This is a genomic window from Roseovarius sp. THAF9, from assembly GCF_009363715.1.
Lineage (GTDB): Bacteria > Pseudomonadota > Alphaproteobacteria > Rhodobacterales > Rhodobacteraceae > Roseovarius.
Genome location: NZ_CP045404.1, coordinates 3,918,504 through 3,943,117, shown reverse-complemented (window position 1 = coordinate 3,943,117; position 24,614 = coordinate 3,918,504). Strand labels below are relative to the sequence as shown.

Annotated in this window: 26 protein-coding genes, 1 tRNA gene and 2 pseudogenes; 20 read left to right on the top strand and 9 right to left on the bottom strand. The window is 62.1% G+C overall.

The features are described 5' to 3' along the window. Nucleotides 1–11: 11 nt before the first annotated feature. From trbE to FIU86_RS19300, 8 genes are all read left to right on the top strand, one after another. Nucleotides 12–2,477 (top strand): conjugal transfer protein TrbE, encoded by a 2,466-nt coding sequence (trbE, locus tag FIU86_RS19335; RefSeq protein WP_152476613.1) that lies wholly within the window; start codon nt 12–14, stop codon nt 2,475–2,477. Then, nucleotides 2,464–3,237, top strand: a complete 774-nt coding sequence (trbJ, locus tag FIU86_RS19330; RefSeq protein ID WP_152476611.1) for a P-type conjugative transfer protein TrbJ — start codon at nt 2,464–2,466, stop codon at nt 3,235–3,237. Before trbE ends, trbJ begins: the two co-directional genes overlap by 14 nt. Before the next feature lie 29 nt (nt 3,238–3,266). After that, entirely contained in the window at nt 3,267–3,548 is a 282-nt protein-coding gene (gene trbK-alt, locus FIU86_RS19325; RefSeq protein ID WP_152476609.1) for a putative entry exclusion protein TrbK-alt, read from the top strand. Nucleotides 3,549–3,554: 6 nt separating this feature from the next. After that, the gene (trbL, locus tag FIU86_RS19320) at nt 3,555–4,904 is read left to right on the top strand and encodes a P-type conjugative transfer protein TrbL (RefSeq protein ID WP_152476607.1); all 1,350 of its coding nucleotides are present in this window, start codon (nt 3,555–3,557) and stop codon (nt 4,902–4,904) included. Continuing rightward, nucleotides 4,901–5,590: a conjugal transfer protein TrbF gene (gene trbF, locus FIU86_RS19315; protein ID WP_152476605.1), complete on the top strand. Its 690-nt coding sequence runs from the start codon at nt 4,901–4,903 to the stop codon at nt 5,588–5,590. The genes trbL and trbF overlap by 4 nt, the downstream gene beginning before the upstream one ends. Next, complete coding sequence (gene trbG, locus FIU86_RS19310) at nt 5,587–6,564, top strand: P-type conjugative transfer protein TrbG (protein ID WP_152476603.1); 978 nt, start codon at nt 5,587–5,589, stop codon at nt 6,562–6,564. The genes trbF and trbG overlap by 4 nt, the downstream gene beginning before the upstream one ends. 68 nt (nt 6,565–6,632) lie before the next feature. Next, complete coding sequence (locus FIU86_RS19305) at nt 6,633–7,730, top strand: TrbI/VirB10 family protein (RefSeq protein ID WP_254704033.1); 1,098 nt, start codon at nt 6,633–6,635, stop codon at nt 7,728–7,730. Nucleotides 7,731–7,733: 3 nt separating this feature from the next. Then, nucleotides 7,734–7,997, top strand: coding sequence for a DUF2274 domain-containing protein (locus FIU86_RS19300; RefSeq protein ID WP_152476599.1), 264 nt, complete (start codon nt 7,734–7,736; stop codon nt 7,995–7,997). Here FIU86_RS19300 and FIU86_RS19295 read toward each other — a convergent pair. The 4 genes and pseudogenes from FIU86_RS19295 to FIU86_RS19285 all read right to left on the bottom strand — a co-directional run bounded on the left by FIU86_RS19295 (nt 7,930) and on the right by FIU86_RS19285 (nt 10,365). Next, on the bottom strand, nt 7,930–8,646 hold the full coding sequence (locus tag FIU86_RS19295; protein WP_254703893.1) for a LysR family substrate-binding domain-containing protein: 717 nt from the start codon (nt 8,644–8,646) through the stop codon (nt 7,930–7,932). The two genes, FIU86_RS19300 and FIU86_RS19295, sit on opposite strands and share 68 nt — an antisense overlap. Before the next feature lie 21 nt (nt 8,647–8,667). Continuing rightward, a pseudogene (locus tag FIU86_RS23130) lies at nt 8,668–8,850 on the bottom strand (LysR family transcriptional regulator); the annotation flags it as partial. Between the two features lie 124 nt (nt 8,851–8,974). Further along, nucleotides 8,975–9,214, bottom strand: a complete 240-nt coding sequence (locus FIU86_RS19290) for a DUF1127 domain-containing protein (protein WP_152476595.1) — start codon at nt 9,212–9,214, stop codon at nt 8,975–8,977. Further along, nucleotides 9,211–10,365 carry an MFS transporter gene (locus tag FIU86_RS19285; protein WP_368373143.1) on the bottom strand — a complete coding sequence of 385 codons (1,155 nt, stop codon included), beginning with the start codon at nt 10,363–10,365 and terminating at the stop codon, nt 9,211–9,213. Before FIU86_RS19285 ends, FIU86_RS19290 begins: the two co-directional genes overlap by 4 nt. 103 nt (nt 10,366–10,468) lie before the next feature. Between FIU86_RS19285 and FIU86_RS19280 the strand changes: the two genes are divergently transcribed. Genes FIU86_RS19280 through FIU86_RS19265 form a run of 4 tightly spaced genes read left to right on the top strand, consistent with a single transcriptional unit; the run spans nt 10,469 to nt 14,397 of the window. After that, entirely contained in the window at nt 10,469–11,809 is a 1,341-nt protein-coding gene (locus tag FIU86_RS19280; RefSeq protein WP_152476590.1) for a PLP-dependent aminotransferase family protein, read from the top strand. Next, nucleotides 11,806–12,747, top strand: coding sequence for a dihydrodipicolinate synthase family protein (locus FIU86_RS19275; RefSeq protein ID WP_152476588.1), 942 nt, complete (start codon nt 11,806–11,808; stop codon nt 12,745–12,747). The genes FIU86_RS19280 and FIU86_RS19275 overlap by 4 nt, the downstream gene beginning before the upstream one ends. Further along, a complete protein-coding gene (locus tag FIU86_RS19270) occupies nt 12,740–13,876 on the top strand; it encodes a D-alanine--D-alanine ligase family protein (protein ID WP_152476586.1) in 1,137 nt (378 codons plus the stop codon). The genes FIU86_RS19275 and FIU86_RS19270 overlap by 8 nt, the downstream gene beginning before the upstream one ends. Next, on the top strand, nt 13,873–14,397 hold the full coding sequence (locus FIU86_RS19265; protein WP_172977558.1) for a hypothetical protein: 525 nt from the start codon (nt 13,873–13,875) through the stop codon (nt 14,395–14,397). The genes FIU86_RS19270 and FIU86_RS19265 overlap by 4 nt, the downstream gene beginning before the upstream one ends. Before the next feature lie 52 nt (nt 14,398–14,449). Here the strand turns inward: FIU86_RS19265 and FIU86_RS19260 are convergent, their stop codons facing one another. Next, complete coding sequence (locus tag FIU86_RS19260) at nt 14,450–15,331, bottom strand: EamA family transporter (protein WP_152476582.1); 882 nt, start codon at nt 15,329–15,331, stop codon at nt 14,450–14,452. 84 nt (nt 15,332–15,415) lie between these two features. Between FIU86_RS19260 and FIU86_RS19255 the strand changes: the two genes are divergently transcribed. Beyond that, the gene (locus FIU86_RS19255; RefSeq protein ID WP_152476580.1) at nt 15,416–15,904 is read left to right on the top strand and encodes a MarR family winged helix-turn-helix transcriptional regulator; all 489 of its coding nucleotides are present in this window, start codon (nt 15,416–15,418) and stop codon (nt 15,902–15,904) included. A 114-nt stretch (nt 15,905–16,018) separates the two neighbouring features. Here FIU86_RS19255 and FIU86_RS19250 read toward each other — a convergent pair whose 3' ends face one another. Further along, nucleotides 16,019–16,981 carry a LysR family transcriptional regulator ArgP gene (locus FIU86_RS19250; RefSeq protein ID WP_152476578.1) on the bottom strand — a complete coding sequence of 321 codons (963 nt, stop codon included), beginning with the start codon at nt 16,979–16,981 and terminating at the stop codon, nt 16,019–16,021. A 141-nt stretch (nt 16,982–17,122) separates the two neighbouring features. Here FIU86_RS19250 and FIU86_RS19245 point away from each other — a divergent pair, with 141 nt between their 5' ends. From FIU86_RS19245 to FIU86_RS19230, 4 genes are all read left to right on the top strand, one after another. Continuing rightward, nucleotides 17,123–17,821: a B3/4 domain-containing protein gene (locus FIU86_RS19245; RefSeq protein WP_152476576.1), complete on the top strand. Its 699-nt coding sequence runs from the start codon at nt 17,123–17,125 to the stop codon at nt 17,819–17,821. After that, nucleotides 17,821–18,426 (top strand): LysE/ArgO family amino acid transporter, encoded by a 606-nt coding sequence (locus FIU86_RS19240; RefSeq protein ID WP_152476574.1) that lies wholly within the window; start codon nt 17,821–17,823, stop codon nt 18,424–18,426. The genes FIU86_RS19245 and FIU86_RS19240 overlap by 1 nt, the downstream gene beginning before the upstream one ends. 17 nt (nt 18,427–18,443) lie before the next feature. Continuing rightward, a complete protein-coding gene (locus tag FIU86_RS19235) occupies nt 18,444–19,613 on the top strand; it encodes a multidrug effflux MFS transporter (RefSeq protein WP_152476572.1) in 1,170 nt (389 codons plus the stop codon). Nucleotides 19,614–19,706: 93 nt separating this feature from the next. Then, nucleotides 19,707–20,345: an HD domain-containing protein gene (locus FIU86_RS19230; protein WP_152476570.1), complete on the top strand. Its 639-nt coding sequence runs from the start codon at nt 19,707–19,709 to the stop codon at nt 20,343–20,345. Nucleotides 20,346–20,512: 167 nt separating this feature from the next. Here FIU86_RS19230 and FIU86_RS19225 read toward each other — a convergent pair whose 3' ends face one another. Next, a complete protein-coding gene (locus FIU86_RS19225; RefSeq protein WP_152476568.1) occupies nt 20,513–21,712 on the bottom strand; it encodes an alpha/beta fold hydrolase in 1,200 nt (399 codons plus the stop codon). Next, on the bottom strand, nt 21,709–22,689 hold the full coding sequence (locus FIU86_RS19220; RefSeq protein WP_152476566.1) for an aldo/keto reductase: 981 nt from the start codon (nt 22,687–22,689) through the stop codon (nt 21,709–21,711). The genes FIU86_RS19225 and FIU86_RS19220 overlap by 4 nt, the downstream gene beginning before the upstream one ends. Nucleotides 22,690–22,787: 98 nt before the next feature. Between FIU86_RS19220 and FIU86_RS19215 the strand changes: the two genes are divergently transcribed. After that, on the top strand, nt 22,788–23,624 hold the full coding sequence (locus FIU86_RS19215; RefSeq protein ID WP_152476564.1) for a LysR family transcriptional regulator: 837 nt from the start codon (nt 22,788–22,790) through the stop codon (nt 23,622–23,624). Between the two features lie 69 nt (nt 23,625–23,693). Here the strand turns inward: FIU86_RS19215 and FIU86_RS19210 are convergent. Then, a tRNA-Arg gene (locus FIU86_RS19210) sits at nt 23,694–23,770 on the bottom strand. Between the two features lie 343 nt (nt 23,771–24,113). On the opposite strand from FIU86_RS19210, the gene FIU86_RS19205 reads away from it, so the two are divergent. Both FIU86_RS19205 and FIU86_RS19200 read left to right on the top strand, forming a co-directional pair. Further along, entirely contained in the window at nt 24,114–24,344 is a 231-nt protein-coding gene (locus FIU86_RS19205) for a helix-turn-helix domain-containing protein (RefSeq protein ID WP_152476562.1), read from the top strand. A 105-nt stretch (nt 24,345–24,449) separates the two neighbouring features. Continuing rightward, a pseudogene (locus FIU86_RS19200) lies at nt 24,450–24,614 on the top strand (JAB domain-containing protein); the annotation flags it as partial.

Here is a 24,614-nt window from a genome sequence, read left to right as displayed (position 1 = left end):
GGAGCGCGCCGATGATGAACCTCGCCGAATACCGAAACCGCAATACCCGGCTCGCCGACTATCTGCCGTGGGTGGCGCTGGTCGGCCAGGGCACCGTCCTCAACAAGGACGGCAGCTTCCAGCGCACGGCGCGCTTCCGGGGGCCGGATCTCGATTCCGCGGTCCCGGCCGAACTGATCGCGGTTGCCGGCAGGTTGAACAACGCCTTCCGTCGTCTCGGCTCGGGTTGGGCGATCTTCGTCGAAGCGCAACGCCATCCTTCGAACCTCTATCCCGACAGCCGCTTTCCCGATGCGGCCTCCGCGCTGGTCGACGCCGAGCGCAAGGCAAGCTTCGAGGAAGCGGGGACGCATTTCGAGTCGAGCTATTTTCTGACCTTCACCTATCTGCCGCCGGCCGAGGACGCCGCCCGCGCCGAGAGCTGGCTTTATGAAGGCCGCGAGACCAAGGGTGTCGATCCGCATGAGATCCTGACCGGCTTCGCCGACCGCACCGACCGCGTGCTCCGCCTGGTCGAAGCCTTCATGCCCGAATGCCGCTGGCTCGATGACGCCGAGGCGCTGACCTATCTGCACGGCTGCGTCTCGACCAAACGCCATCGTGTCCGCGTCCCCGAGACGCCGATGTACCTGGACGCGCTGCTCGCGGACCAGCCGCTCGCCGGCGGACTGGAGCCACGGCTCGGCGACGAGCATCTGCGCGTGCTGACGATCACCGGATTCCCGACGGCGACCACGCCCGGTCTGCTCGACGAGCTCAACCGGCTCGCCTTTCCCTATCGCTGGTCGACTCGCGCCATTCTCATGGACAAGACCGATGCGACTAAGCTGCTGACCCGCATCCGGCGCCAGTGGTTTGCCAAGCGCAAGTCGATCGCGGCAATCCTCAAGGAGGTGATGACCAACGAGGCCTCGGTGCTGGTCGACACCGACGCGTCGAACAAGGCCGCCGATGCGGACGTCGCCCTACAGGAGCTCGGCGCGGATTATGCCGGGATCGCCTATGTCACCGCCACGGTGACGGTGTCGGACGCCGATCCGCGCGTCGCCGACGAGAAGCTCCGTCTGGTCGAGAAGGTTATCCAGGGCCGTGACTTTACCGCGATGCCCGAGACCATCAACGCCGTCGATGCGTGGCTTGGATCGCTGCCCGGACATGTCTACGCCAATGTCCGCCAGCCGCCGATCTCCACGCTCAATCTCGCCCACATGATCCCCCTGAGTGCCGTGTGGGCGGGGCCGGAACGGGACGAGCACCTTGCAGCGCCCCCACTGCTGTTCGGCAAGACCGAGGGCTCGACCCCGTTCCGGTTTTCCCTTCATGTCGGCGATGTCGGACACACGCTCGTCGTCGGCCCGACCGGCGCGGGCAAGTCCGTGCTGCTGGCGCTGATGGCGCTGCAGTTCCGCCGCTACGCCGGTTCCCAGGTCTTCGCCTTCGACTTCGGCGGCTCCATCCGCGCCGCAGTGCTCGCCATGGGCGGCGACTGGCACGATCTCGGTGGTGGCCTGACCGAAGGCGACGAGCAGAGCGTCTCGCTGCAACCGCTTTCGCGTCTCGAAGAGACGGCTGAACGGGCTTGGGCGGCCGACTGGGTGGTGGCGATCCTGATGCGCGAAGGCGTCAAGATCACCCCGGAGGTGAAGGAGCATCTGTGGACAGCGCTCACCTCACTTGCCTCGGCGCCGGTCGGGGAACGCACGATCACCGGCCTTGCCGTGTTGCTCCAATCCAATGACCTGAAGCAGGCGCTCAGGCCCTATTGCGTCGGCGGCGCCTATGGACGGCTGCTCGATGCCGAGTCTGAGCACCTCGGCAAGGCGACCGTCCAGGCCTTCGAGACCGAGGGTCTGATCGGCACGGGCGCGGCGCCCGCGGCCCTGGGCTATCTCTTCCACCGCATCGAGGACCGGCTCGACGGTTCGCCGACGCTCATCATTATCGACGAGGGCTGGCTGGCCCTCGACGACGAGGGCTTTGCCGGTCAACTGCGCGAGTGGCTGAAGACGCTCAGGAAGAAGAACGCCTCCGTCGTATTCGCCACGCAAAGCCTCAGCGACATCGACGGTTCGGCGATCGCGCCCGCCATCATCGAGAGCTGCCAGACACGATTGCTCCTCCCGAACGAGCGCGCGATCGAACCGCAGATCACCGCCATCTACCGGCGCTTCGGCCTCAACGATCGCCAGATCGAGATCCTCGCGCGCGCCACGCCCAAGCGCGACTATTACTGCCAGTCGCGGCGCGGAAACCGGCTCTTCGAGCTGGGGCTGAGCGAAGTGGCGCTGGCGCTCTGCGCCACCTCCGCCAAGTCCGATCAGACCGCGATCGCCCGCATCCTTGCCGAACATGGCCGCTCGGATTTCCTCGCCGCCTGGCTGCGCGAGCGCGGCGCCGACTGGGCGGCCGATCTCATTCCCGATCTCAGCAATCTCACCCCCCAGCACCAGAAGGAGACTGACCATGAAGACACGTAAATCCCGTTCGCGCGCGGCCCGCTTTGCCGCCGCGCTCATCGCCGCGCCGGTCGCGGTGCTGCCGATGGTACTGCCGCCACCGGCTTCGGCGGCATGGATCGTCTACGATCCCACCAACTATGCGCAGAACGTGCTGCAGGCGGCACGCGCCCTCGACCAGATCAACAATCAGATCACATCGCTGCAGAACGAAGCGCAGATGCTCATCAACCAGGCGCGCAACCTGACAAGCCTACCTTACTCCTCCTTGCAGCAATTGCAGCAGGCGGTCGGGCGCACGCAATCCCTGCTTCAGCAGGCGCAGAACATCGCCTTCGACGTCCAGCAGATCGACCAGGCCTTCCAGCAGAAATACGCCAATATCGACCTGAGCACTTCCGAGCAGCAGCTCGTCGCCGATGCCCGCTCGCGCTGGGAAAACACCGTTGGCGGTCTGCAGGACGCGATGCGCGTCCAGGCTGGCGTTATCGGCAATATCGCGACCAACCGCGCCCAGATGGAAGCGCTGGTTGACCAGAGCCAGGGCGCGACTGGCGCGCTGCAGGCGACCCAGGCCGGCAATCAGCTCCTCGCATTGCAGGCGCAGCAGCTCTCCGACCTCACGGCCGTCATTGCCGCCAACGGCCGCGCCCAGGCGCTGACCGACGCCGAGCGCGCGGCCGCAGCCGAACAGGGGCGCGTCCAACGCGAGCGCTTCCTGACGCCCGGCAGCGGTTATCAGCCCGGCAACGCACAGATGTTCAACACCGGCAACAACTGACGCGGCCGATGGCCGGAAAGGAGAAAGCGATGGAGGGGAAGATGCTGGCGCGGATCGGAGCGATCATCTTCGTCGCCTTCGCCATCACGGCGACGGTGATCGAATTGACGCGCGAAGAGGAGCCTGTCCCGCCGGCCCCCGCTCCGGCGCTTGCGCCCGCCGTCGATCCGTTGCGCGCGGAACAGCGCCGCTGCCAGCAACTCGGCGAAGCTGCGGTCCGCGACGCCGAGTGTCTCGCGGTCTGGGCTGAGACCCGCGACCGTTTCCTCGGCCGCGCACCGTCCGGCGCCGCATCCAGAGACGAGGAATAGCGATCCATGGGCGGCACCGGCGTCATCGACAATTTCCTGGGGGTCTTCACCAACTATATCGACAGCGGCTTCGGTCTGCTCGGCGGTGAGGTCGCCTTCATCGCCACCACGTTGATCGTCATCGACGTGACGCTCGCCGCGCTCTTCTGGTCCTGGGGCGCCGACGACGACATCATCGCACGGCTCGTCAAGAAGACCCTCTTCGTCGGCGTCTTCGCCTATATCATCGGCAACTGGAACAACCTCGCTCGCATCGTCTTCGAGAGCTTCGCCGGCCTCGGCCTGATGGCCTCGGGCACCGGCTTCACCGCAGCCGATCTGATGCGTCCGGGCCGTGTCGCCCAGACCGGGCTCGATGCGGCGCGTCCCCTGCTCGAATCCATTTCCGATCTGATGGGCTGGGTCGCCTTCTTCGAGAACTTCATCCAGATCGCCTGCCTGCTCTTTGCCTGGGCGCTGGTTCTGCTCGCCTTCTTCATCCTGTCGATCCAGCTCTTCATCACCCTGATCGAGTTCAAGCTAACGACGCTCGCCGGCTTCGTCCTCATCCCCTTCGGCCTCTTCGGCAAGACCGCCTTCATGGCCGAACGGGTGCTCGGCAACGTCATCTCGTCCGGAATCAAGGTGCTGGTCCTTGCGGTCATCATCGGCATTGGCTCGACCCTCTTCTCGCAATTCACCGCCGGTTTTGGCGGCGTCACGCCGACGATCGACGAGGCCATGTCCGTGGTGCTCGCGGCGCTATCGCTGCTCGGCCTCGGCATCTTCGGACCGGGCATCGCCAACGGCATCGTCTCAGGCGGGCCGCAACTCGGCGCCGGCGCTGCGGTCGGAACCGGGCTTGCCGTAGGCGGAGCCGCCCTGGCGGGTGCCGGTGCCGCGGGTCTCGCAGCGAGAGGCGGCGGCATGGCGCTCTCCGGTACGGCCGCCGCCGCGCGCGGCGGCGCATCGGCCTCAGGTGGAGCCGCAACTGCCTATAGCCTCGGTTCGGCCGGTCAGTCCGGCGCCGCTGGCGTTGCTTCCGGTCTCGGCGCGGTGGCGAGCACAGGCGCGAAGGCCGCGACGTCCCCGTTGCGGAGCGCCGCGGCCAGAGCGTCCGGCAGCATGAAGCAGAGTTTCCAGTCGGGCGCCCGGTCGGCCTTCGAGGCGACCGGCGGGAACCTGGGTGATGCATCCAGTAGCTCGGCTCCCGTCTCTTCTTCCGCCGCAGCAGGCGGTCCGCCGGATTGGGCCAAGCGGATGAAGCGTTCGCAGCGTCTCTCCCACGGTGTCCAGGCCGCCGCGCATGCCGTGCGCTCCGGCGACAGCCATGGCGGCGCCAGTTCTGTCAATCTTTCCGAGGGGAACCGCTCATGAGTTTCTTCAAACGATCCACCACCCATTACGGCAAATCCCCCGAACCGGAGACGCCATATCAACGCGCGGCCCAGGTCTGGGACGAACGCATCGGTACCGCCCGCGTGCAGGCCCGCAACTGGCGTCTGATGGCGTTCGGCTGCCTGATCCTCTCCGGCGGCTTCGCAAGCGCCCTAGTCTGGCAGTCCACGACCGGCAACGTCGTGCCCTGGGTCGTCGAAGTCGACAATCTCGGCGAAGCCCATACTGTCGGCCCCGCGGACGCCAGCTTCGAGCCAAGCGATCCGCAGATCGCCTTCCATCTCGCACACTTTATCGAGCAGGTGCGCGCGATCCCCGCCGACGCGATCATCGTCCGCCAGAACTGGCTGCGCGCCTATGAGTTCACCACCGATCGCGGCGCGCTGGCGCTCAACGACTACGCGCGCGCCAACGACCCGTTCACACGGGTCGGACGTCAGCAGATCGCCGTGGAGGTCTCGAGCGTCATTCGCGCCTCGCCGAATTCCTTCCGCGTCGCCTGGACGGAGCGACACTACGAGAACGGCCAACTCTCCACGACGGAGAGATGGACCGCGATCCTGACCATCGTCATCCAGCCCCCGCGCGACGCCGAGAGGCTGCGCGCCAACCCGCTCGGTATCTACGTCAACGCCATCAACTGGTCGCGGGAGATGGGTCAATGAGCACGATTGTCCGCAAACCCGCGCTTCCGGTTCTCCGTAAAACCGCATTGCCGCTTGTGCTGATTTCCGCATCGGCGCTCGCCGGATGCGCCACCTATCGCCCGCCGGAGATCAGCTACGATGACAGCGTGCCGCCGCTGCCCACGGTCGAGCGACCCGCGGTCGATGAACGGCCGAGGCCGCTCCACACGCCGCCGGCATGGACGGTCGCGCGAGGTGGACAGGCATCTTCCACACCGACGGGACGGGTCGAGAACGCCAATGCGGCCGCACGTGTCGAGCCCCGGCAGGAAGGCTATTACAACGCCATCCAGATCTATCCCTGGAGCGAGGGCGCGCTCTATCAGGTCTATGCCGCCCCCGGCCAGATCACCAATATCGCGCTCGAACCGGGTGAAGCGCTGACCGGCGCCGGTCCCATCGCCGCCGGCGATACCGCCCGCTGGATCATCGGTGACACGGAGAGTGGTTCGGGGACATCCCGGCGCGTTCATATCCTCGTCAAGCCGACGCGGCCCGACATCGTCACCAACCTCGTCATCACCACAGACCGGCGCACCTACATGATCGAGCTGCGATCGCGCGACGATCCCTACATGCCCGCCGTCGCCTGGGCCTATCCGCAGCCGCCCGCCACGCAGCGCGCAACGCCGACAACACCGAGGATCCCGGCGGCGTCGGCACGCCATTACCGCTATGGCTTGCAGGGCCACAGTCCGCCCTGGCGGCCGGTCTCGGTCTTCGACGACGGGCGACGGGTCTACATCGTCTTCCCTGCCGGGATCGTGCAGGGCGAGATGCCGCCGCTCTTCGTCCTCGGTTCGGATGGCGAGCCGGAGATCGTCAACAGCCGCATCTACCGAAACATCCTGATCGTGGACCGCATCTTCGCGGCGGCCGAGCTACGGCTTGGCAGCGGCGATCGCCAGCAGACCGTCAGGATCGTGCGCACCGACGGGAGGCCCGGATCATGAGTGACATCCATAACACCAGCGAAGCGGAAGTGCCGCTCGACGCGCCGGCCGACGATACGACCGAACCGATGCGCCTCCGGGGAACCCCGCCGCGCGTCACGCGGCTCTCGCGCCGCGTTCTCGCCGGCCTCGGTGTGGTCGGAGCGCTCGGGGTCGGCGGCGCCCTGATCTACGCGCTTCAGACGCCCGACAATGGCGCTGGCAGCGACGAACTTTATTCGACCGAGAACCGCAATACCGCCGACGGATTGAACGAGTTGCCCAGCGACTACACCGGTCCCGTGCTCGGTCCACCACTTCCCGGCGATCTCGGCCGCCCGATCCTCGATGCACAGGAGCGCGGACAGCCCGTCCCGCCGCCCGCCATCAACGCGCCGGCCGTCGATCCGGAGGAACAACGACGGCTGGCCGAAGAGGAAGCGGCGCGCACCAGCCGGGTGTTCTTCCAGACCGCACCTGGCGCGGCGAGGGAAACATCAGCGCCAAACATCGCAGGGCTCAATCTCGGCAACCAACCGGGCGCCACACAGAACAACGATCTCGCCTTCCTCAACGCCCCGGTGGACCGGCGTACCGTGTCGCTCGATCGCGTCATGCCACCGGCATCGCCCTTCGTGCTGCAGGCCGGGTCCGTCATTCCGGCAGCGCTGATTACCGGCATCCGCTCCGACCTTCCCGGTCAGATAACGGCACAGGTCACCCAGCACATCTACGACAGTCCCACCGGCAGCATGGTGCTGATCCCGCAGGGTACGCGCATCATCGGCGAGTACAGCAACGACGTTGCCTTCGGCGACCGGCGTGTGCTGCTCGTCTGGAACCGGCTGATCTTCCCCAACGGCCGTTCGATCGTTCTCGAACGCCAGCCCGGCGCCGATACCCAAGGCTATGCCGGGCTCGAAGACGGGGTCGATTATCACTGGTGGGACCTGGCCAAGGCGGCCGGCCTCTCGACCCTGCTTTCGGTCGGGGCCGAACTCACCATGGATGACGACGACCGTCTGATCCAGGCGATCCGTAACGGCGCGCAAGATACGATCAACGACGCCGGCCAGCAGATTGTCCAACGCCAGTTGCAGGTCGCACCGACGTTGACCATCCGGCCGGGGTTCCCGGTGCGTGTGATCGTCACACGAGATCTCGTCCTCGAAGCTTACGGAGACTGATTCATGACAACCAAGCTGAAGCTCTCATCCGTCCCCGACGACAAACCGGTAAAACTGACGGTGGAGCTTCCTCCGGATGTCCACCGCGATCTGCTCGACTATGCAGCCGTGATGGCGCGCGAAACCGGACAGGCAGCGCCCGAACCGGCGAAACTGATCGCGCCCATGCTTCAGCGATTCATGGCAACGGACCGGGCCTTCACGAAGGCGCGGAAAACCTTGCACCAGCCTTCGCGACCTCGCGCGCCAGACTCAGAAACCGCCTGAGCGCCGGATTGTCGTTTTCCGGTCGCCAGGTCAGCGAGAAAGGAACCTGCTCGTCCACTTTTCCTATCGGAATGAATGCTACGTTCGGATAGCTGACGCCACGCCAATGATCGGCGACAAGGCTGACGCCGAGACCAAGGCCGACAAGATTCATGATGCCCTCGCGACCCAGAAGGTGCGACTCTACGCTAGCGCGTCGACCGAGATCGCTCACGCAGCGCACAATGTAGTCATGAATCTCCGGACCCGGCTCTCGTGTGCTGACAATGAACGTCTCTTCGCTCACGTCGTGCCATAGCAGACGTTCCCGCATCGCCAGCGAACTGTCGCAGGAAACCGCCAGATAAACGTTCTCACAAGTGAGCAGTAGGCTGTCGACGCCCTCGAATACAGGTTCGCCCGCCGCGATAACTACATCGAGTAAACGATGGCTGAGCAGCGTGAGAAGTTCACTACGATCCGACTCGGCGAAACACATATCAACGGCTGGGTGCTTGTCGACGAATGCAGAAATTAGCTCGCGTGGTGCGCCTTTGGAGAGTGACGCGATAATACCGACGTGGAGAACGCCGCTTTCGGCGACTCCCGCAGCCTGCGCGCTCTTGATCGCGGTGCCGACATCACGAAGAAATCCACGCGCGGACTTCACGAAGCACCATCCCGCCGGAGTTAGATGTGCGCCGCTTCGGCGCCGCTCGAACAGCGAAACGCCTAGCGCCTCCTCAAGCTTCTGCAGGCGTCGCGAGACTCCTGATTGACGTAGGCCAAGGTATATTGCAGCCTTCCGAAAACTTCCGGATTCCGCAACAGCAAGCAATACCTCAAAATCAAAGACCTCTATACGGCGGAGCATATTTCACCGCAGCGCCAGCGACTAGTCGAAGCCCTAACCCACAGCTTTGACTTCCAAGCGACAGCCTTGGCCTCTATGTCCGCATTGATAGTGCTGTTGGAATATTTATGGAAAGAGACATGGTTCATTCCTTAAATGAATTTCTGATATAGTTCACTTGATCGCAGTTCTGTGCGATCCGTTCTGGAAAATCCCAGACGGGACGTTTAGCCTCTGCTACCGCCGCTTCTCGGCTTATGCCGACATCTGAAAGTAAGGTGTCATCTAGGGCGAGAAGCGCCATGCGCTGTCTACGGACCTCCAGTATCCGAAACCACCACTTTGCATACTCCTTGAGCCGTGACCGTCTGGTACAATTGTTCATCGGTCGGACCGTGCATATTGGGGCTTCCAAGTGCCACTGGTACGCGCGGCAACAAAGGCCGTAACCGTGAGAAGAACAATGAGGAACGCCAGCATCGCCTCAAAAAGGCCAATCGCATCGGCCAAAAAACCACTGCCGATCACTGGTATTGAAAACCCTACATACGCGTAAACGAATAGGCCTGCAGTGGCGCGCGCTCGATTGTCTGGCGCCCGGAGCGCGAACTCGGATAGCCCGGCGAGGTAGGTGAAACCATAGCTAGATGCGCTTGATAGCGCTGTCCCCAACAGTACGAGAGCAATTGACTTCAACCAGACTCCGAGAAGAAGAGTGGAAAATCCGAGCGGGATCAGTATTAGGCCAGTAGCTAGAGCGATCTCGTTAGACATTCTTTTCGCCAGCGGCTGACAAAGGAAGCCAACGAAAATCGCGAGAAAAATTACGAGACCGGTCCATTCGGAAAGACCGTGGCTCTCCAACTCCAATGGAACCACCGCAATAGTCATCCCGGTCGAGGACCATGCTAGACCGAGGGCGGCGCCGAACGATCGTGTGCCACCTGGAAACACCGGCAACCGCAACAGTGAAACAGGCTTTGGATCATCCGCCCGCGGCAATGCGACCATCAGCAGCGCAAGTAGCGGTGCCACAATAAACAGACCGGCGAAGCTATATGGAAAAAAGGTCGGCCCCTGAAGGGATAGGCTAATTCCTGTTCCGAGTGCGCCTCCACCAAACCCAAGAGAGGTCGCAGAGGTTACGGCCAGCGCTGCGCGGCGAGTCTGATCCCCCCCGATAATTTCAGTCATGTAGGCGGTTCCTGCCGTCGTCGCCAACCCTGTTCCTATCCCAAGCAGGATTCTCGCAACGATCAGGCTGCCCCAGCTGGGATCGAAAACGAGTAACGCGGTCGCAAACGCCCCAAGCAGCAGGGCGACAGCAATCGGTGAACGCCGGCCGATACGGTCCGACAGGCCGCCGAGCAGGACAAGGGTAGGCATTAGTCCGACAACGTAGGCTGAGAAAGCGATCGCAACTGCGGTCGCTCCGAAACCGCTATCCCCCACGTAGGAACTGTACAGGGGGGCTTGCAGATTGACGGCAAATGTCACAGCGAAAAGAGACAGCGCCAAGAGCGTAGCGGCCAACATACGGGGCATTTTTTCCTACCAGTGCGTTACTGCGTTCCGCTCCTTGTTGACACGGCGGCCTTTTTGATACAATATATTTATTGTACTAAATACAGTTGTTCCGATGCCCAAACGACAGTTCATCGATCTTGCCGATACAGTTGCGACGCAGATCGCCGACGGCACCTTGCCGCCGGGGACCAAGCTGCCACCTCATCGGACCTTTGCGGATTGCCACGGCGTTGCTCTCGCGACCGCCACCCGGGCGTACCGTGAGCTGGAACGGCGCGGGTTAATCGTCGGAGAGCGCGGTCGCGGGATGTTCGTCCGGGACATCGGCGTCCCGGAGGCTCTCGGTATGGAGCAGGCGGCCTCAGACGGGCTTATCGACCTGGTGTTCAATATGCCCGGCGGTTCTTCCGACGCCGAGATGTTGCGGGCGGGCCTGAAGCGGCTGGCGGGTGGGGGCGATCTCGATGCCATGCTTCGCTACCAGCCCCATGCCGGGCGCCTGCACGAGCGCAGGATTATTGCGCAGCATTCCGAAGATCGGCTCGGGCCGGTTGACCCGGAGACCCTTCTTGTCACCTCTGGTGGCCAGCACGGCTTGGCGCTTATAGCCCTCGGCCTGCTGAAGCCAGGATATGCGATCGGCACCGACCCCATCACCTATGCCGGTATCAAGACGGTTGCCGCCGTTCAAACCACACCGCTCGTACCAATCACCGGAGTTGATGGCGTAATGGACCCCGACGCTCTCGAACAGGAGTGCCTCCGTTCGGGGCTGCGAGCGGTCTACCTCATGCCCACCGTCCAGAACCCGCTTGGGGCGGTTATGAGCGAAGAGATTCGCCAAGGACTCGTCAGGGTTGCGCGAAAGCATGACCTCCTCGTAATCGAGGACAGCGCCTATGCTTTCCTGGAAACCGATCCGCCACCGAGCTTTCGATCCCTGGCTCCCGAACGAACGATCCACATCGGAAGCTTTTCCAAGAGCCTTGGTACCGGTCTGAGGGTCGGCTACCTAATCGCGCCAGAGGGCTGCGTCGACCGCCTGACGAGCGCACTCCGCGCGACAACCTGGAATACGCCGGCGATTATGACCGCGCTCGTCGCGTCGTGGATAGAAGATGGCACCGTGGCGACTTGCGAGGAGATGCGCCGGCAGGATGGTGCTGCGCGGCAGGACCTGTGTCGCCGCGTACTTACAAACGAACATCTGGTGTGTCACCGCAATGCGGGTTTCGCTTGGGTGCCTCTTTCGAAACGGCGGCGGGTGGACCCACTGGTGGCACGGCTGCGCGAGAAGGGTGTCGCCGTGTCTCCGGCCAGACCCTACGCGGTTACTGATCCGCCGCCACAAGCGATCCGCCTTGCGTTCGGCGGAGTACCGCTCCCCGATCTCAAGATGGCGCTGGAGACAATCTCCAAAGAACTTTCTCATACCGAAGAGAGTGCCGAATGACGATATTCCACGGCCTGTCCGCCTTCCCGATCACGCCCGCCGATACCGAAGGACGGGTCGATATCGACGCCTTTGATCGTCTTCTGGATCGACTGCTAGTGGCACAGGTCCACTCTGTCGGCCTGCTGGGCAGCACGGGTATTTACGCTTATCTCACTAGGAACGAACGGCGCCGCGCCATCGAGGCCGCGGTAAGGCGTCTGGATGGCAAGATTCCCCTAGTGTCGGGCGTCGGGGCCCTGCGGACCGACGAGGCCGTGGCGCTGGCGCGGGACGCAAGAGAGACGGGCGCGGATGGGCTGCTGTTGGCGCCGGTCTCCTATACGCCCCTTACTGAGGACGAGGTATTTGAGCACTGTCGGAGCGTGGCTGAGGCGGGCGCTCTGCCGCTCTGCCTCTACAACAACCCCTCGACGACGCATTTTACCTTCTCCCCTGCTCTGATTGAACGCCTCTCCCGCCTGGATCACATTGCGGCCATCAAGATGCCGCTTCCCGCCGGGCAAACTGTCGCAGCCGAGTTGGAGGACCTACGCGACCGCCTGCCCCGGGACTTCGCCATCGGTTATAGCGGTGATTGGGGCTGCACCGAGGCGCTACTGGCGGGGGCCGATGCCTGGTTCAGCGTGCTCGGGGGGATCCTTCCGAACACTGCCTTGCGGATCTTGGGGGCTGCCTGCAACGGCGACGCGGACACGGCGTGGTCAATCAACGCCCGGCTTACCCCGCTGTGGGACCTGTTTCGCAGCTACGGCAGCTTGAGAGTAGCGTATGCCATGGCTCATGAGCTCGACCTGACCGAAGCCATGCCGCCGCGCCCTGTTCTGCCATTGCCAGAGAAGGGGGTGCAGGGACTTCGTGCAGCGATGCGGGAGATACGCGACGTGGAGGACAAAGAGCTGGCTTCCCCGTTGGTCAATGGGCCATCCCATGACTGAAGCAACAGATCGTCCGCGCATTTTGATCCTGTTCGGGGGCCGCTCCGCAGAGCACGATGTCTCGATCCTGTCCGCGAGAACGGTCGTCGCGGCAATGGGAGAATGTGCCTATGAGGCCGTGCCGGTGTATGTCGACCCCGAAGGGTGCTGGCGTCCCGCCTCTCCGAACGACCCGGACCTTCAGCGTAGGAAGGAAGAACCCGTTCTCAGTCTTCTTCCCGGGAGGCGTGGCCGAATGATAGCCGTGGACAAGGCCGGAGGCTCGCAAGCTTTCCCTGCTGTCGACGCAATTTTTCCACTTCTCCACGGGCAATGGGGCGAGGACGGCTCGGTCCAGGGACTGGCATCGGTCGCGCGTCTCCCGTTGATCGGCTGCGGAATAATTGGCTCCGCGAATGCGTTGGACAAGGGGCTGGCAAAACGTCTTCTTTCCGAGGCCGGCCTGCCAACGGCGCGATCCGTCGCTCTGCGCCGGGGCGAGAATGTGCCGTTCGAGACCCTCGCGGAGGCTCTGGGGGTTCCCTACTTTCTCAAACCGGCGACGCAAGGCTCGTCAGTCGGCGTGGGAAAGATCACGTCGCCAGACGAGTTCGAGACGGCGCGTACACTCGGCTTCCACGTCGACCATTGCCTGATCGCCGAAGAGTTCATCGACGGCCGAGAGATCGAATGTGCCATTCTAGAGGATGCCGACGGGCACCTCTTCACGTCCCGGCCCGGCGAGATCGCGACTGGCGCGCAGCATGGGTTCTATACCTACGAGGCCAAGTACGTCGACGCCGCGGGAGCCGACCTTCTGGTGCCGGCTCCTCTGAACACGCAACTGGAAAAGCGCGTACGCTCGCTTGCCGCCGAGGCCTTCAGGGCCGTCGGCTGCGATACCATGGCACGGGTCGATGTATTCCTGACCGGCGACGACCGGCTGATCGTAAACGAGTTGAACACCGTCCCGGGATTCACCGACATCAGCATGTATCCCAAAGCTATGGCTGCGAGCGGTCTGTCGTTACCACAGCTGATCGACCGCCTGATCGGTAGCGCGATGGTGCGGTTCGACGGGTTCGACACCGCCGATCGAGATCTCGCCCCTAACGCCAACCCTGCGATTACCGCCAAGAGGGAAACGTGATTACAGAGGTTTCGCGAGTGCCTCAATCGCGACACGCCATTCCGCCCAAATCACGCTTCTACCGCTCCGCCAATTGTCGCTCGGAAGAGTTACTTGCGGACGTGGAAAAGCGCGGATGCGGCTCATGTTGCGCTGTGGCAGCCATTCATGCGCTCACGGGGAAAACGGTTACGGTAGACAGTTTTCATGAGACAATGAGAGTGCGAGAGGGCTTCAGCGAACGGGGAGCGATCCACCATCGTCTTGCCGAGATCATCTCAGAATTCGGCCCTCGCGCACATGCAGCGCCATTCTCGTCTGGGGCGATCAGATCCGCGTTGTCGGATGCCATGTTCATCTGTTCCGTCGGCTACAAGTTTCCGGTTGAAGGTTGTGGGGGACACCTTGTGCTACTCCATGGCTGGCGCGGCAATCACTTTGCGGTCATGGACCCGTCCGGGTGGGGCGCCGACCACCGCATGATTCAGATCAAGCGTTTCTTCGCATCCTATGCCGGACGGGTGATCAAGGTTCAGATGTGAGCTAGGAAGTCCATGAAGCAAATTCGATTTCCTTACCCTTGCGCGACGCAATCTAAGCCCGCTGCGGTGGTTGAGCGACCATCGTCGGCGTCTGTTGAGACTTCTGCCCGAACCACGCGCTGGCAAGCGCGAGGAGCATGCCGACGACTTGGAGTGGGGTGAGCGTTTGGTTCAGCAGGAACCAACCAAGCAGGACGGCCGCGACAGGACTCAGTCGGCCGAGTGGGGAAACGGCCGAAGGTCCAAGTAACGCGATCCCCCGAAACCAGAGGATGTAGGTAATCGCGCCGCCGACGAGACCGAGATAAACAAAGCCTAGGACGTTAGCCGTTGAAAGCGGCGGGAGAGATGGCTCAAACAGAAGAGCGGCAGGCAATAGGAGGATGCCCCCGGCAGTGAGTTGCCACGCAGTGAAAGTAAGCGGCGATACCGGAGGCTGCCATGTCTTCGTGAGCACCGTGCCAAGTGCCATGGAGGTTGCTCCGCCCAAGGCGGCGATGATGCCCACGGTATCGAGTGTCGCCTCAGGCGTCAGGACGAGTAGGCCGACGCCCCCGACACCCACGATGCCCGCGATCAATCCGGTTCCGGTAATCGGCTGTCCCATCAAGTGCCTCGCCAGCACGAGGACGATCAGGGGCTGAACCGCACCGATAGTCGCCGCGACACCGCCGGGCAAGCGGTAGGCCGAGACAAAGAGGAGCCACCAGAACACAGAGAAGTTCAACGCACCCAAAACGAAGGCTCGGGCGATCCACCGCCCCCGAGGAAGCGAGCGCACGAGCAGAAGTAGCAAGAGACCGGCCGGCAGCGCTCGAAGCATGGCCGCCGTGATCGGATAGCCTTCCGGTAGAAGCTCGGTCGTCACAATGTAAGTGCTACCCCATACCGTAGGGGCAAGCGCGGTCAGGATAACGTTGAGTGTTCGGGGCACGGGCGGTTCCACGGCATTATCTTGACATCAAGATATTCCTATCTGTCTTGACGTCAAGATAAATACTGCCATAAATTTGATGGCATGGATGCTGTTGATCGGATTTTGGAGCAATGGGCCACCGCGCGGCCTGACCTTGACACTTCCGCGATGGGGCCCGTCGGCCGCCTCTCTAGGGTCTTCCATCACTTCACGCGGCGCATGGGCGAAACGTTTGCCCTGCACGGATTGAACGCGGCCGGGTTCGACGTTCTTGCCACCTTGCGCCGATCCGACCCGCCCCACGCACTGTCCCCCGGCGAGTTGATGTCCTCGATGATGATAACGTCTGGAACTATGACGAACCGGGTCGATCAGCTCGCCAAGGCGGGCTTCGTCACTCGGCGTCCGGACGCGAGAGATGCCCGCCGCGCCGTGGTCGAATTGACCGACAAGGGCCGTGAGTTGGTCGAAGCCGCGCTTGCCGATCACGTGGAAACACAGAAATCGCTTCTGGCTGCCCTGTCGGGAGATGAGATCGCTCAATTAGACGCCGCGCTCTCAAAGTTGATGAAGGCTGCCGAGGAGCGTTAAGGAACAACCGACGTAAGGTATGTCAGCCGCCTGGCAGGCAAAAGGCTCTACCGCATTGACGTGACAATGCACCGGCATTCGAAGACCTGTCGTTTACGCGGGCCGCAGCATCAGTCAAGTTGGGTTCGGAGCGGACATTGCGCTTCGAGCCCTCGGGCCGAAAGACGACGTGGCGGCGCCGCCTCGCAGGTGGCGTCCGGCGCTACGCAGGACACTTGCCGTAAGCTCCTTCAGCAGATCGGCTGAGATCCGGTTAATCTGCCAGTAGAGTGGTATGTCGATTACCCGCCCTGGGACGAGTTCAATGAGACAACCCGAGGCGAGGTGATCGGCAACCAAATGCTCTGGATTCATCCCCCACCCCATGCCCCGGAGCGCGGCGTCCACGAAGGCCGTGGAGGATGGAACCCAGTGCGTGGGATGCTCGACATGGCGACCAAACATTTCGCAGCTCCATCGTCGCTGAAGCGCGTCCTTGCGGTTAAACGTAAGGCTCGGAGCGCCCGCGAAGGCCTCCTCTGTAACGCCATCGGGGAAATAGTGACGCACGAAACCTGGGCTGGCCGTAGCGTGGTAGCGTAGCGTGCCGAGCCGATGGACATCGCAGCCCGCCAACGCGCTTTCTGTCGCCGTGACGGCCGCGTCTGCCTCGCCCTTGGTCAACCAGTCCAGCGCAAAGTTCTGATCCTCCATCGCCAAGTCGAGCATACAGCCCGTCCGGTCCGTGAAATCTGCAAAGGCTTCCATACACCAAGTGCTTAGGCTGTCAGCGTTCACGACGACCCGCGCTTTGGCAGGACGCGGTCGCGCTTGCCGCGCGGCCAGGCCCGGATAGTCCTCCTGCAGCGAAGCCTCAAGAAGATGAACCCGCTCAATGTGCCGACTCACCCGGCGGCCGGCCTCGGTCGGCAGGCAAGGTGTACCGCGGACGATGAGGGCGGTACCCATCCGGTCCTCGAGTCCCTTCACGCGATGGGAGATGGCCGACGGCGTCACGTTCAGACGGCCCGCCGCGCGGTCAAAGGACCCTTCCTCGATTACGGCGAAGACAGCTTCGAGGCCCGAGTAATCGATCACATCCCCTCCTGAATTTTCCTCATCCGAAATGAGGTAAGATCATTGGTATTCATGTCGTATTCGCCTTACGGCTGCAAGAGTTGTGACGGAAACGGCAGAATTGGAGCGCCCATTGCGTAGTCCAGAAATACAAGATCACCCATGCTGAGACTGACGCGCCAAGCCCGGGACATCTTCCCGGGTCTGGAGATTCACGGGATCCGGTTCTCCGGGTACGGCTTCGCGGCCCGATTGATCCAGATGGATCATCTCCGGAAGCGGGTCGCTGCGGCGGCGGCCGAGGATCGCGAAATCGTCGGCACCTGGCGGCCCGTCTACGGTAAGATGGGCCTTAAGCCGAGCAAGTACCTCTCCTCGGTGGAAGCCCTTACCAAGCGTGCCCGCAAGGGGGAAAATGCCTGGTTGACGGGTGAGCCGTCCATTGATCTCTACAACGCCATGTCGATCATCCATGGCGTGCCCATGGGTGGCTACGATCTCGACAAGATCGATGGGCGGGAAGTCACACTCCGTCGCGCACGGCGCGAGACGGATCGCTACACGCCTGTAGGCGGACGGATCGATATGTCGAAGGGCGGCGAAGACCTGCTGGTCTACGCGGCCGGCCATGACCTACTCTGCTGGGGCCTCAATCACCGCGACTCCGCCGATTTCTGCCTCGAGCCGGAAACCAGCAAGGCGCTGATCATGAGCGAAGGCACCTCACCCGAGCAAGTAACAGCGTCACGGAGCGCTCTTGCGGAGCTCACCGAGTTGCTGATCCGAGCCGGTGCCGAGGCCGAGTGGAGCGAGGTCACGGTGCCGGGGGCCGAACAGTTCCCGGAGATGGGTGGCACCTGATGACGGGCGCATTTTTTACCGGGCTCGGTGTCGGTGCAAGCTTGATCTTGGCGATCGGGTCGCAGAATGCCTTCGTACTACGGCAGGGCATCCGCGGCGAGCACGTGAACAGTGTGTGCTTTACCTGCGCGCTCTCGGATGCGCTCTTGATCACTCTCGGGGTCACCGGTTTCCAGGCTATCGTCTCGCTGGCGGCTTGGCTGGAGCCCGTGCTCCTCTACTTCGGGACCGCGTTCCTCGTGACCTACGGAGCGATGAGCCTGCGCTCGGCCATGGTATCCACGGAGACCCTCGCACCCTCGGGCGGCGGGACCGCTGGGCTGGGCGCGACGCTGGGCGTTTGCCTGGCGATGACCTGGCTCAACCCGCATGTCTACCTGGACACCGTCTTCCTGCTGGGCGCCGTTTCGACCCGTTTTCCGGGCAGCGAGATGGTCTTCGCGATGGGCGCGGCGACCGCCTCCTTCCTCTTTTTCTTCAGCCTAGGACATGGAGCGTCCCTGCTGCGGCCGGTCTTCGCGCGGGCAAATGCTTGGCGAATACTCGACGCCCTCGTCGGACTCGTCATGTGGGCGATCGCGCTGAAGCTGTTGCTGTCAGCCTGATCCTTGGGGGCGCTAAGATGATCCAGACATCACGAACCGGCATGATCTTTGCGATTACCCTGGTCTCCTTTAGCCCGCTCGGTATCGACCTAGCTCTTCCCGCCGTGGATATGGTCGCGACCGATCTCAATGTGCGCGCTGAGCGAGCGAGTCTGCTAGTCAGCTTTTTTCTGATCACATTGGGGGCTGGACAGGTGCCCTTCGGCCGGCTGAGCGATCGATGGGGTCGAAAAACTGTAGCTCTCTGCGGGCTGTCTATTTTCACGAGCGGCTCGATTATTGCCGCCCTGTCCCAGAACTTGCCTGTCCTACTAGTCGCACGTGTTGTGCAGGGCGTGGGCGCCAGCGCGACGACTGTCTGTGCCTTCGCGACCGTCCGCGATCTCTACGAAGGCCGTGACGCGGCCCGGGGATACGCCGGATTGACGGCCACGCTAAATCTATTGACCAGTCTTGCGCCACTGATAAGTCTCGGACCCATCTTGCTGTTCGGATGGCGCTCGGTATTCTGGCTATATGTTGTGCTAGGATGCGTAGCAGCGATCGTGACTGGATCGGGGATGACCGAGACGTTGCGACATTCGCGCTCGGGTAGACAAGCCATCTCGTTCCGGTTGGTTATCAGAAACCGGCGTGCCTGGCTTCCCGGCGTCATCACCGTCGTGGGACTGTCGTTTCTTATGAGCCATGTCGGCGTGGCACCCGTGGTTCTCATGAATCGCCTCGGTCTTCATGAAAGCACATTCACGCTGTTCTTCACCGCGAACGCGGTTGTGATCATCTTCGCCTCTCTTGTGGTAGCGCCCATGACCGAGGGATTTGGAACGGCGAAAGTCACGCTGGCAGGTCTCCTATTGATGTTCTTCTGCAGCAGCGTGCTTGCGGTCATCGACGGCGTCGGTTCGATTAATTCGCCATTAGCCTATGTGTTGCCGGTCGCGGCCGGGTCGGTCGGGTTCTCCTGGAGCTACGGGACGGCCCAGGCGTTCGCGCTTGAGGAATTCGCGTCGGCGGCAGGAACCGCGAGCGGTGTCCTAGGTGCGCTGCAGATGTGTATTGCCGCGCTCGTTTCAGGCCTCGTTTCTGCCTCGGGCGCGACCCCATTCCTCTTTGGCGCCATATTTGCTGTTGTGACATTCTTTCTTGCTATCATTTGGAATGCGAGACTCCGGGAAACCACTTGGTAAAGGCCTGGTCGGTGCGTTGGACTTGCAGAGACCGGCCAGGAGGCCACATGCTGGGTATTCGGCCCGACAGACTCAGCGTATGAATTGCATTGTATGCACCACGAATTTCCGCACCCAGACCTCGCGCGCGAACTGCTGCCACACGCCTTTGATCACCGAGATGGCGCACATGACCAAGCGCATCTCTTGCGGGTTTGGCGCAATGCAGAACTAATACTGGCAGTCGAAGGCGGAGATACGGAAATCCTCCTGGCCGCTTGCCTATTACACGACAGCGTTTGGGTCGACAAACAATCGCCTGAACGCAGCAGGGCGTCCCGGCTTGCGGCACTAAAGGCTGAAAACGTTCTTTCCGATCTTGGGTGGGCAACCGATCAGATCCAGAGAACGAGCCATGCAATCGAGGCGCACAGTTTTTCTGCGCAAGTTTCTCCCGGGAGTTTGGAGGCAAGAATTCTTCAGGATGCCGACCGACTTGACGCGATCGGCTTCATCGGAGTCGCGCGATGCATGTATATAGCGGGGATGCACAACGCGTCACTTTATCATATCTCCGATCCCGCCGCGAGTAACAGAGACCACGATGACGGTACTTATGCTCTCGATCACTTTCGCACCAAGCTCTTCAAGCTGTGCGACAATTTCTGCACGCCGACAGGACAAAAGATGGCGGATGAAAGGTCCGCCAAGCTCCGGAATTTCTACAACGGCCTTTTGGCCGAGATCGGTTAGGTGTCAGTCCTTTCCGTGAGCTCTTCTTCCGTTCGACCAACGCACGGTTCATCCGCGATGCGCGCGGTACATTCACTTTGCCGCCTCTCCCTTCGCTTGCTCGCTGCCCAAGAAGACCGCAAACGTTGGCTCGACTTTCGTCCCTACTTCGGCCAAAGTCGGCTACCTCAGAATTCGGGAGCCGAGCCAGTGCGGTCGCAATTTCCCGTGAGTATCGCCTTGCCGAGTTCTTCTGCATGAGTAAGCGACACCATGTGTGGGGCAGCAGGAATGACGGTAAAGTCGCACTGCGGTGCGACGAGCAGGCGTTCCATCAGGCTAGGCGGTGTGGATTGATCGCATTCTCCTGCGATGATCCGCGTCGGTGCTTCAATATCGCGGAGCCTGCCGTCGAGAGAAACGCGGGCAAGGCTGCGCCACGCGGCGCTCCAGTCGTCGACTGACGCACGCAGCACGCAATTGCGGGCGTAGCGCACAGCCCAGTCGTTCGTGGCCAGATCGTTAGAGCGGAACCAACGCGTGAGGCTTGGAATGACTTGCGCCTCCATTCCCTCTGTCTCAGCGGCGCGGGCGCGTTCTTCGAATGCAGGGAAAGACCACGCCGTGGCGGCGACTACCGATAGGCTGGCAACCAAATCCGGCCGCTGGAGACCAAGTTCCAGCGCGATGGATCCACCAAGAGATAATCCGGTGACATGGGCCCGCGTTTGACCGAGCCGGTCAAGCAGGTCGGCCACATCCTCAGCGTAATGCGCGAGATCGCGAGCCTGCGGCGCGAAGGACGCTCCGCCAAATCCGCGCAGATCATAGGCGATCACCCGATAATGCGGCACTAGCAGCGGGATCACGCGAGACCACATTCTCCAGTCCAGCCCGAGCGCATGGAGCAGCACCATGGGCGGTTTGTCGCCGCCGCTGTCGAACAGCCGGGTCGTATGATCACGTAGGTGGAAGGGCCCCGCGACGCACAACTCCTCTCCGTGATCTGCCAAGACCTCGCGCGCGATCCGCAACATGGTCAGCGCGCGCGGATAACCGGCATAAACGGAAACATGCTCGGCACAGGCGACAATCTCTTCGGGCGCCAGGCCGCAATCAAGCGCGAAGCCGAGATGGGTGCGCAACTGACCCTCGCAACCGCCCATGGCGCCGAGCATGGTAATGGTTGCCAGTTCCCGCGTAGTGTGTCCAAGCGCCGGGTCCGCGATCACCGAGGCGAAGGCGTGTGTGACGAGATTACCCGCTAGTTGCGGCGAATGGCTGCCGACCGTTGCCAGGATATCGTTCATCGCCTCGCCCGTGATGGCTTGCATCGCACGGCGTCCGATCAACGCGACTTGATCAGGGTTGTCCGTCGCGAGGCTCATGCGTTCACCCCTTTCATGCCCTCGGCGGTGTAGCGTTCGCCGGTGAAGCTGCCCGGTGCATAGGCGTCATCCAGCTTGGCGACTTCATCGGCCGACAGGCGCAGGCTCGCGGCGGCAATATTCTGTTCCAGATAGCTCATTCGCTTGGTGCCGGGTATTGCGAACACGCCTTTGTAGAGCACCCAGGCAAGTGCGATTTGCGAGGGCGTTGCCTCGCGCTGATCGGCAATCGCGCGCAACGTATCGAGACGAGCTAGGTTCGCCTCCAACGCGTCCCCGACAAAGCGCGGGGCGTTGCGGCGAAAATCGTCCTCGGCCAGATCGACTCTTTTCATCGTGCCGGACAGCAAGCCGCGCCCCAACGGGCTATAGGCGATGAAGGCGATTCCCAATTCCCGGCAGGTGGGCAGTACATCTGCTTCCATGTCGCGCGTGGTCAGCGAGTATTCGCTTTGCACCGCCGCCACCGGATGGACGGCATGAGCGCGGCGAAGGGTCTCGGCTGAGACTTCACTAAGGCCGATGCGCGCGATCTTGCCCGCCCGCACCAGATCGGCCAGTACGCCCATGGTCTCATCGATCGGTCGGCCGGCTTCGGCGCGGTGGACATAATACAGATCGATCCGCTCGATCCCGAGACGCCTGAGCGATGCGTCACAGGCCTCACGGATATAATCCGGGCTGTTGTCGATGCCGCGGGCATATGCGCCGGCCGCCTTGCGAATGCCGAACTTGGTAGCGATGAAAGCATCTCGCCTACCCTCTTTCAGGAAGCGCGCCAGTAGCTCTTCGTTGTGGCCGTTGCCATACATGTCGGCGGTGTCGAACATCCGCACGCCCAGTTCATGGGCGCGAGCCAGAACGGCCAGTGACTGCGCATCATCCGTCTCGCCATAGAATTCGGACATGCCCATGCAGCCTAGGCCGACCGCGGGAAGTTCCGGGCCGTCGGCGCTGAGAGGAAGGGTTGGGATCATGGCTTTGCTCCTGTCTTTCATGTGTGGAAATGCTTGACAGGTGAGCCTTCTGTCGAAAATTCCTTATATGGACATGCCATCCGTGCAATAACGCTCAGATGAACTGGGATGATCTGCATGTTCTGGCGGTACTGCAAAGCGAAGGGTCGCTTGCCGGCGCGGCGCGTTCGCTTGGCGTAAACCATGCCACGGTGTCACGCCGTATCTCCGCCCTGGAGGAGAGCCTCGGCCACAAACTAGTGCGGCGTCTCGCTCGCTCCACGCCTTTGACCGACAAGGGGCGAAAGATCGCCGAAATCGCCATGCAAATGGAAGAGCAGGCGCACCGCGTGGAGCGCCTCGCCCATGCCGCCCAGGGCACGCTATCCGGTCGGATCAGATTGACCGCGCCGCCGGTGCTGGTCAGCGAACTCATCATTCCCGCATTGCGCGAGTTGCGCGCCACGCATCCTGACCTTCAGATAGTGCTGTCCGCGAACTCGCATCTCGCCTCGCTAGACAGCGGTGAGGCTGATCTGGCCGTGCGCATGGTCGAGCCGCAAGGGCGGCAGAATATAATCCGCAAAATCGGCTCGGTCGCCTTCGGGCTCTACGCCACCTCAGACGTCGCAAAACTTCCGCGGAACCAGTGGCGCTTCATTGCCTTCGACGAAACGCTCGCCCATGTGCCGCAGCAACGCTGGTTGGAGGAGTTTGCCGGAGACCGGCCGCTCGATTTGCTAACCGGCGACTTCCACAGCCAGCGCGCCGCCGCAGAGACCGGTTTGGGCGTCGCGCTGTTGCCCTGCGTCATGGCGGAGCGGTGCCCGAACCTCTCCCGTGTCGCCGATGAACATCCCGAACCGCGCCCCGTATGGCTCGTCATTCACACCGACCTAAAAGATTCGCCCGCTGTTCGTGCCGTGGCCGATATTCTGATCCAGGTTATCCGATAAACTCCCTGGCCAGTAAGCACCAAGCCTTTAGAGGTGCGCACCATTAAGGTGTTGATTCATTTGGGAAAATGGCGCACCCACCAGGATTCGAACCTGGGGCCTTCGCCTTCGGAGGGCGACGCTCTATCCAGCTGAGCTATGGGTACTTGCCGTGTCGCAACTGCTTACGCAGTGCTTACGTGAACTTCTCGCGAGTTGAAAGGTCAGAACGAGGGCCTCGCAAATCCTTGTTCTTATTGTCTCTTTTCGTCTCCTCATTGTCGCCCAGCCCCTTGACATCAGCCTTCGGAGGGCAACGCTGGATCAATCACGTCGGATAGCTACATCGAGAAAAAGAACATCGGAACATTCGTGTGTATGGCGGCCTGCTTCCATCGCCTTTCACCGCCGATTGCCTGTCTTTGCACTACTCCGTCGATCAAGGTCTTCCATGATCTGCCGGGACTGTCATCCTACGCCCGTGCGATACAGTGCTCGGGAGTGATAACGATGGAAGAGCAGAAGTATTTAACAGCAGAGGAAGTCGCAAAGCGCTACCGCGAGGAAATCAGCGTTGGCACCCTTCGCAATTGGCGTGCTATGCGCGTTGGCCCAGCGTTCGTGAAAATCGGCAAGGCAGTGCTCTATCCTATTCAAGAGCTCGAGGAATGGGATAGAATGAATCTCGTGACTTGCCGTGCCTCTCGAAGCTCAGGAGTGGCGAATCAGGACGAACCGTGATGCTCACGATGAGGCATTCCATACCGATCCCGAGTACCGGCCCCAACGCATCCTCAGAATTACAGTTCCTACATATAATTCAATAACATGGTTAGTTTAAGTTGCCTGGTGCACAATCACCCCTCGGGCGATCCCACGCCCTCCCAGTCCGATATCGACATGACCATCCAGATCCAAACGGCCGCCAGCGCACTTGGCATCACGCTGCACGATCACATCATCATCGGCAAATCCTGCGAGACCAGCTTTCGCGCGCAAGGCTTGATTTAG

What these genes read in the sequence shown, in the direction of transcription:
- FIU86_RS19280 (WP_152476590.1), top strand. Translation starts at nt 10,469, where the DNA reads ATGCCCAAACGACAGTTCATCGATCTTGCCGATACAGTTGCGACGCAG.
- FIU86_RS19225 (WP_152476568.1), bottom strand. Translation starts at nt 21,712, where the DNA reads ATGAGCCTCGCGACGGACAACCCTGATCAAGTCGCGTTGATCGGACGC.
- FIU86_RS19205 (WP_152476562.1), top strand. Translation starts at nt 24,114, where the DNA reads ATGGAAGAGCAGAAGTATTTAACAGCAGAGGAAGTCGCAAAGCGCTAC.
- FIU86_RS19235 (WP_152476572.1), top strand. Translation starts at nt 18,444, where the DNA reads ATGATCCAGACATCACGAACCGGCATGATCTTTGCGATTACCCTGGTC.
- trbG (WP_152476603.1), top strand. Translation starts at nt 5,587, where the DNA reads ATGAGCACGATTGTCCGCAAACCCGCGCTTCCGGTTCTCCGTAAAACC.
- FIU86_RS19290 (WP_152476595.1), bottom strand. Translation starts at nt 9,214, where the DNA reads ATGAACAATTGTACCAGACGGTCACGGCTCAAGGAGTATGCAAAGTGG.
- FIU86_RS19240 (WP_152476574.1), top strand. Translation starts at nt 17,821, where the DNA reads ATGACGGGCGCATTTTTTACCGGGCTCGGTGTCGGTGCAAGCTTGATC.
- trbE (WP_152476613.1), top strand. Translation starts at nt 12, where the DNA reads ATGATGAACCTCGCCGAATACCGAAACCGCAATACCCGGCTCGCCGAC.
- trbK-alt (WP_152476609.1), top strand. Translation starts at nt 3,267, where the DNA reads ATGGAGGGGAAGATGCTGGCGCGGATCGGAGCGATCATCTTCGTCGCC.
- FIU86_RS19300 (WP_152476599.1), top strand. Translation starts at nt 7,734, where the DNA reads ATGACAACCAAGCTGAAGCTCTCATCCGTCCCCGACGACAAACCGGTA.
- FIU86_RS19255 (WP_152476580.1), top strand. Translation starts at nt 15,416, where the DNA reads ATGGATGCTGTTGATCGGATTTTGGAGCAATGGGCCACCGCGCGGCCT.
- FIU86_RS19275 (WP_152476588.1), top strand. Translation starts at nt 11,806, where the DNA reads ATGACGATATTCCACGGCCTGTCCGCCTTCCCGATCACGCCCGCCGAT.
- trbJ (WP_152476611.1), top strand. Translation starts at nt 2,464, where the DNA reads ATGAAGACACGTAAATCCCGTTCGCGCGCGGCCCGCTTTGCCGCCGCG.
- FIU86_RS19230 (WP_152476570.1), top strand. Translation starts at nt 19,707, where the DNA reads ATGCACCACGAATTTCCGCACCCAGACCTCGCGCGCGAACTGCTGCCA.
- FIU86_RS19270 (WP_152476586.1), top strand. Translation starts at nt 12,740, where the DNA reads ATGACTGAAGCAACAGATCGTCCGCGCATTTTGATCCTGTTCGGGGGC.
- FIU86_RS19215 (WP_152476564.1), top strand. Translation starts at nt 22,788, where the DNA reads ATGAACTGGGATGATCTGCATGTTCTGGCGGTACTGCAAAGCGAAGGG.
- FIU86_RS19305 (WP_254704033.1), top strand. Translation starts at nt 6,633, where the DNA reads ATGCGCCTCCGGGGAACCCCGCCGCGCGTCACGCGGCTCTCGCGCCGC.
- FIU86_RS19245 (WP_152476576.1), top strand. Translation starts at nt 17,123, where the DNA reads ATGCTGAGACTGACGCGCCAAGCCCGGGACATCTTCCCGGGTCTGGAG.
- trbL (WP_152476607.1), top strand. Translation starts at nt 3,555, where the DNA reads ATGGGCGGCACCGGCGTCATCGACAATTTCCTGGGGGTCTTCACCAAC.
- FIU86_RS19220 (WP_152476566.1), bottom strand. Translation starts at nt 22,689, where the DNA reads ATGATCCCAACCCTTCCTCTCAGCGCCGACGGCCCGGAACTTCCCGCG.
- FIU86_RS19285 (WP_368373143.1), bottom strand. Translation starts at nt 10,365, where the DNA reads ATGTTGGCCGCTACGCTCTTGGCGCTGTCTCTTTTCGCTGTGACATTT.
- trbF (WP_152476605.1), top strand. Translation starts at nt 4,901, where the DNA reads ATGAGTTTCTTCAAACGATCCACCACCCATTACGGCAAATCCCCCGAA.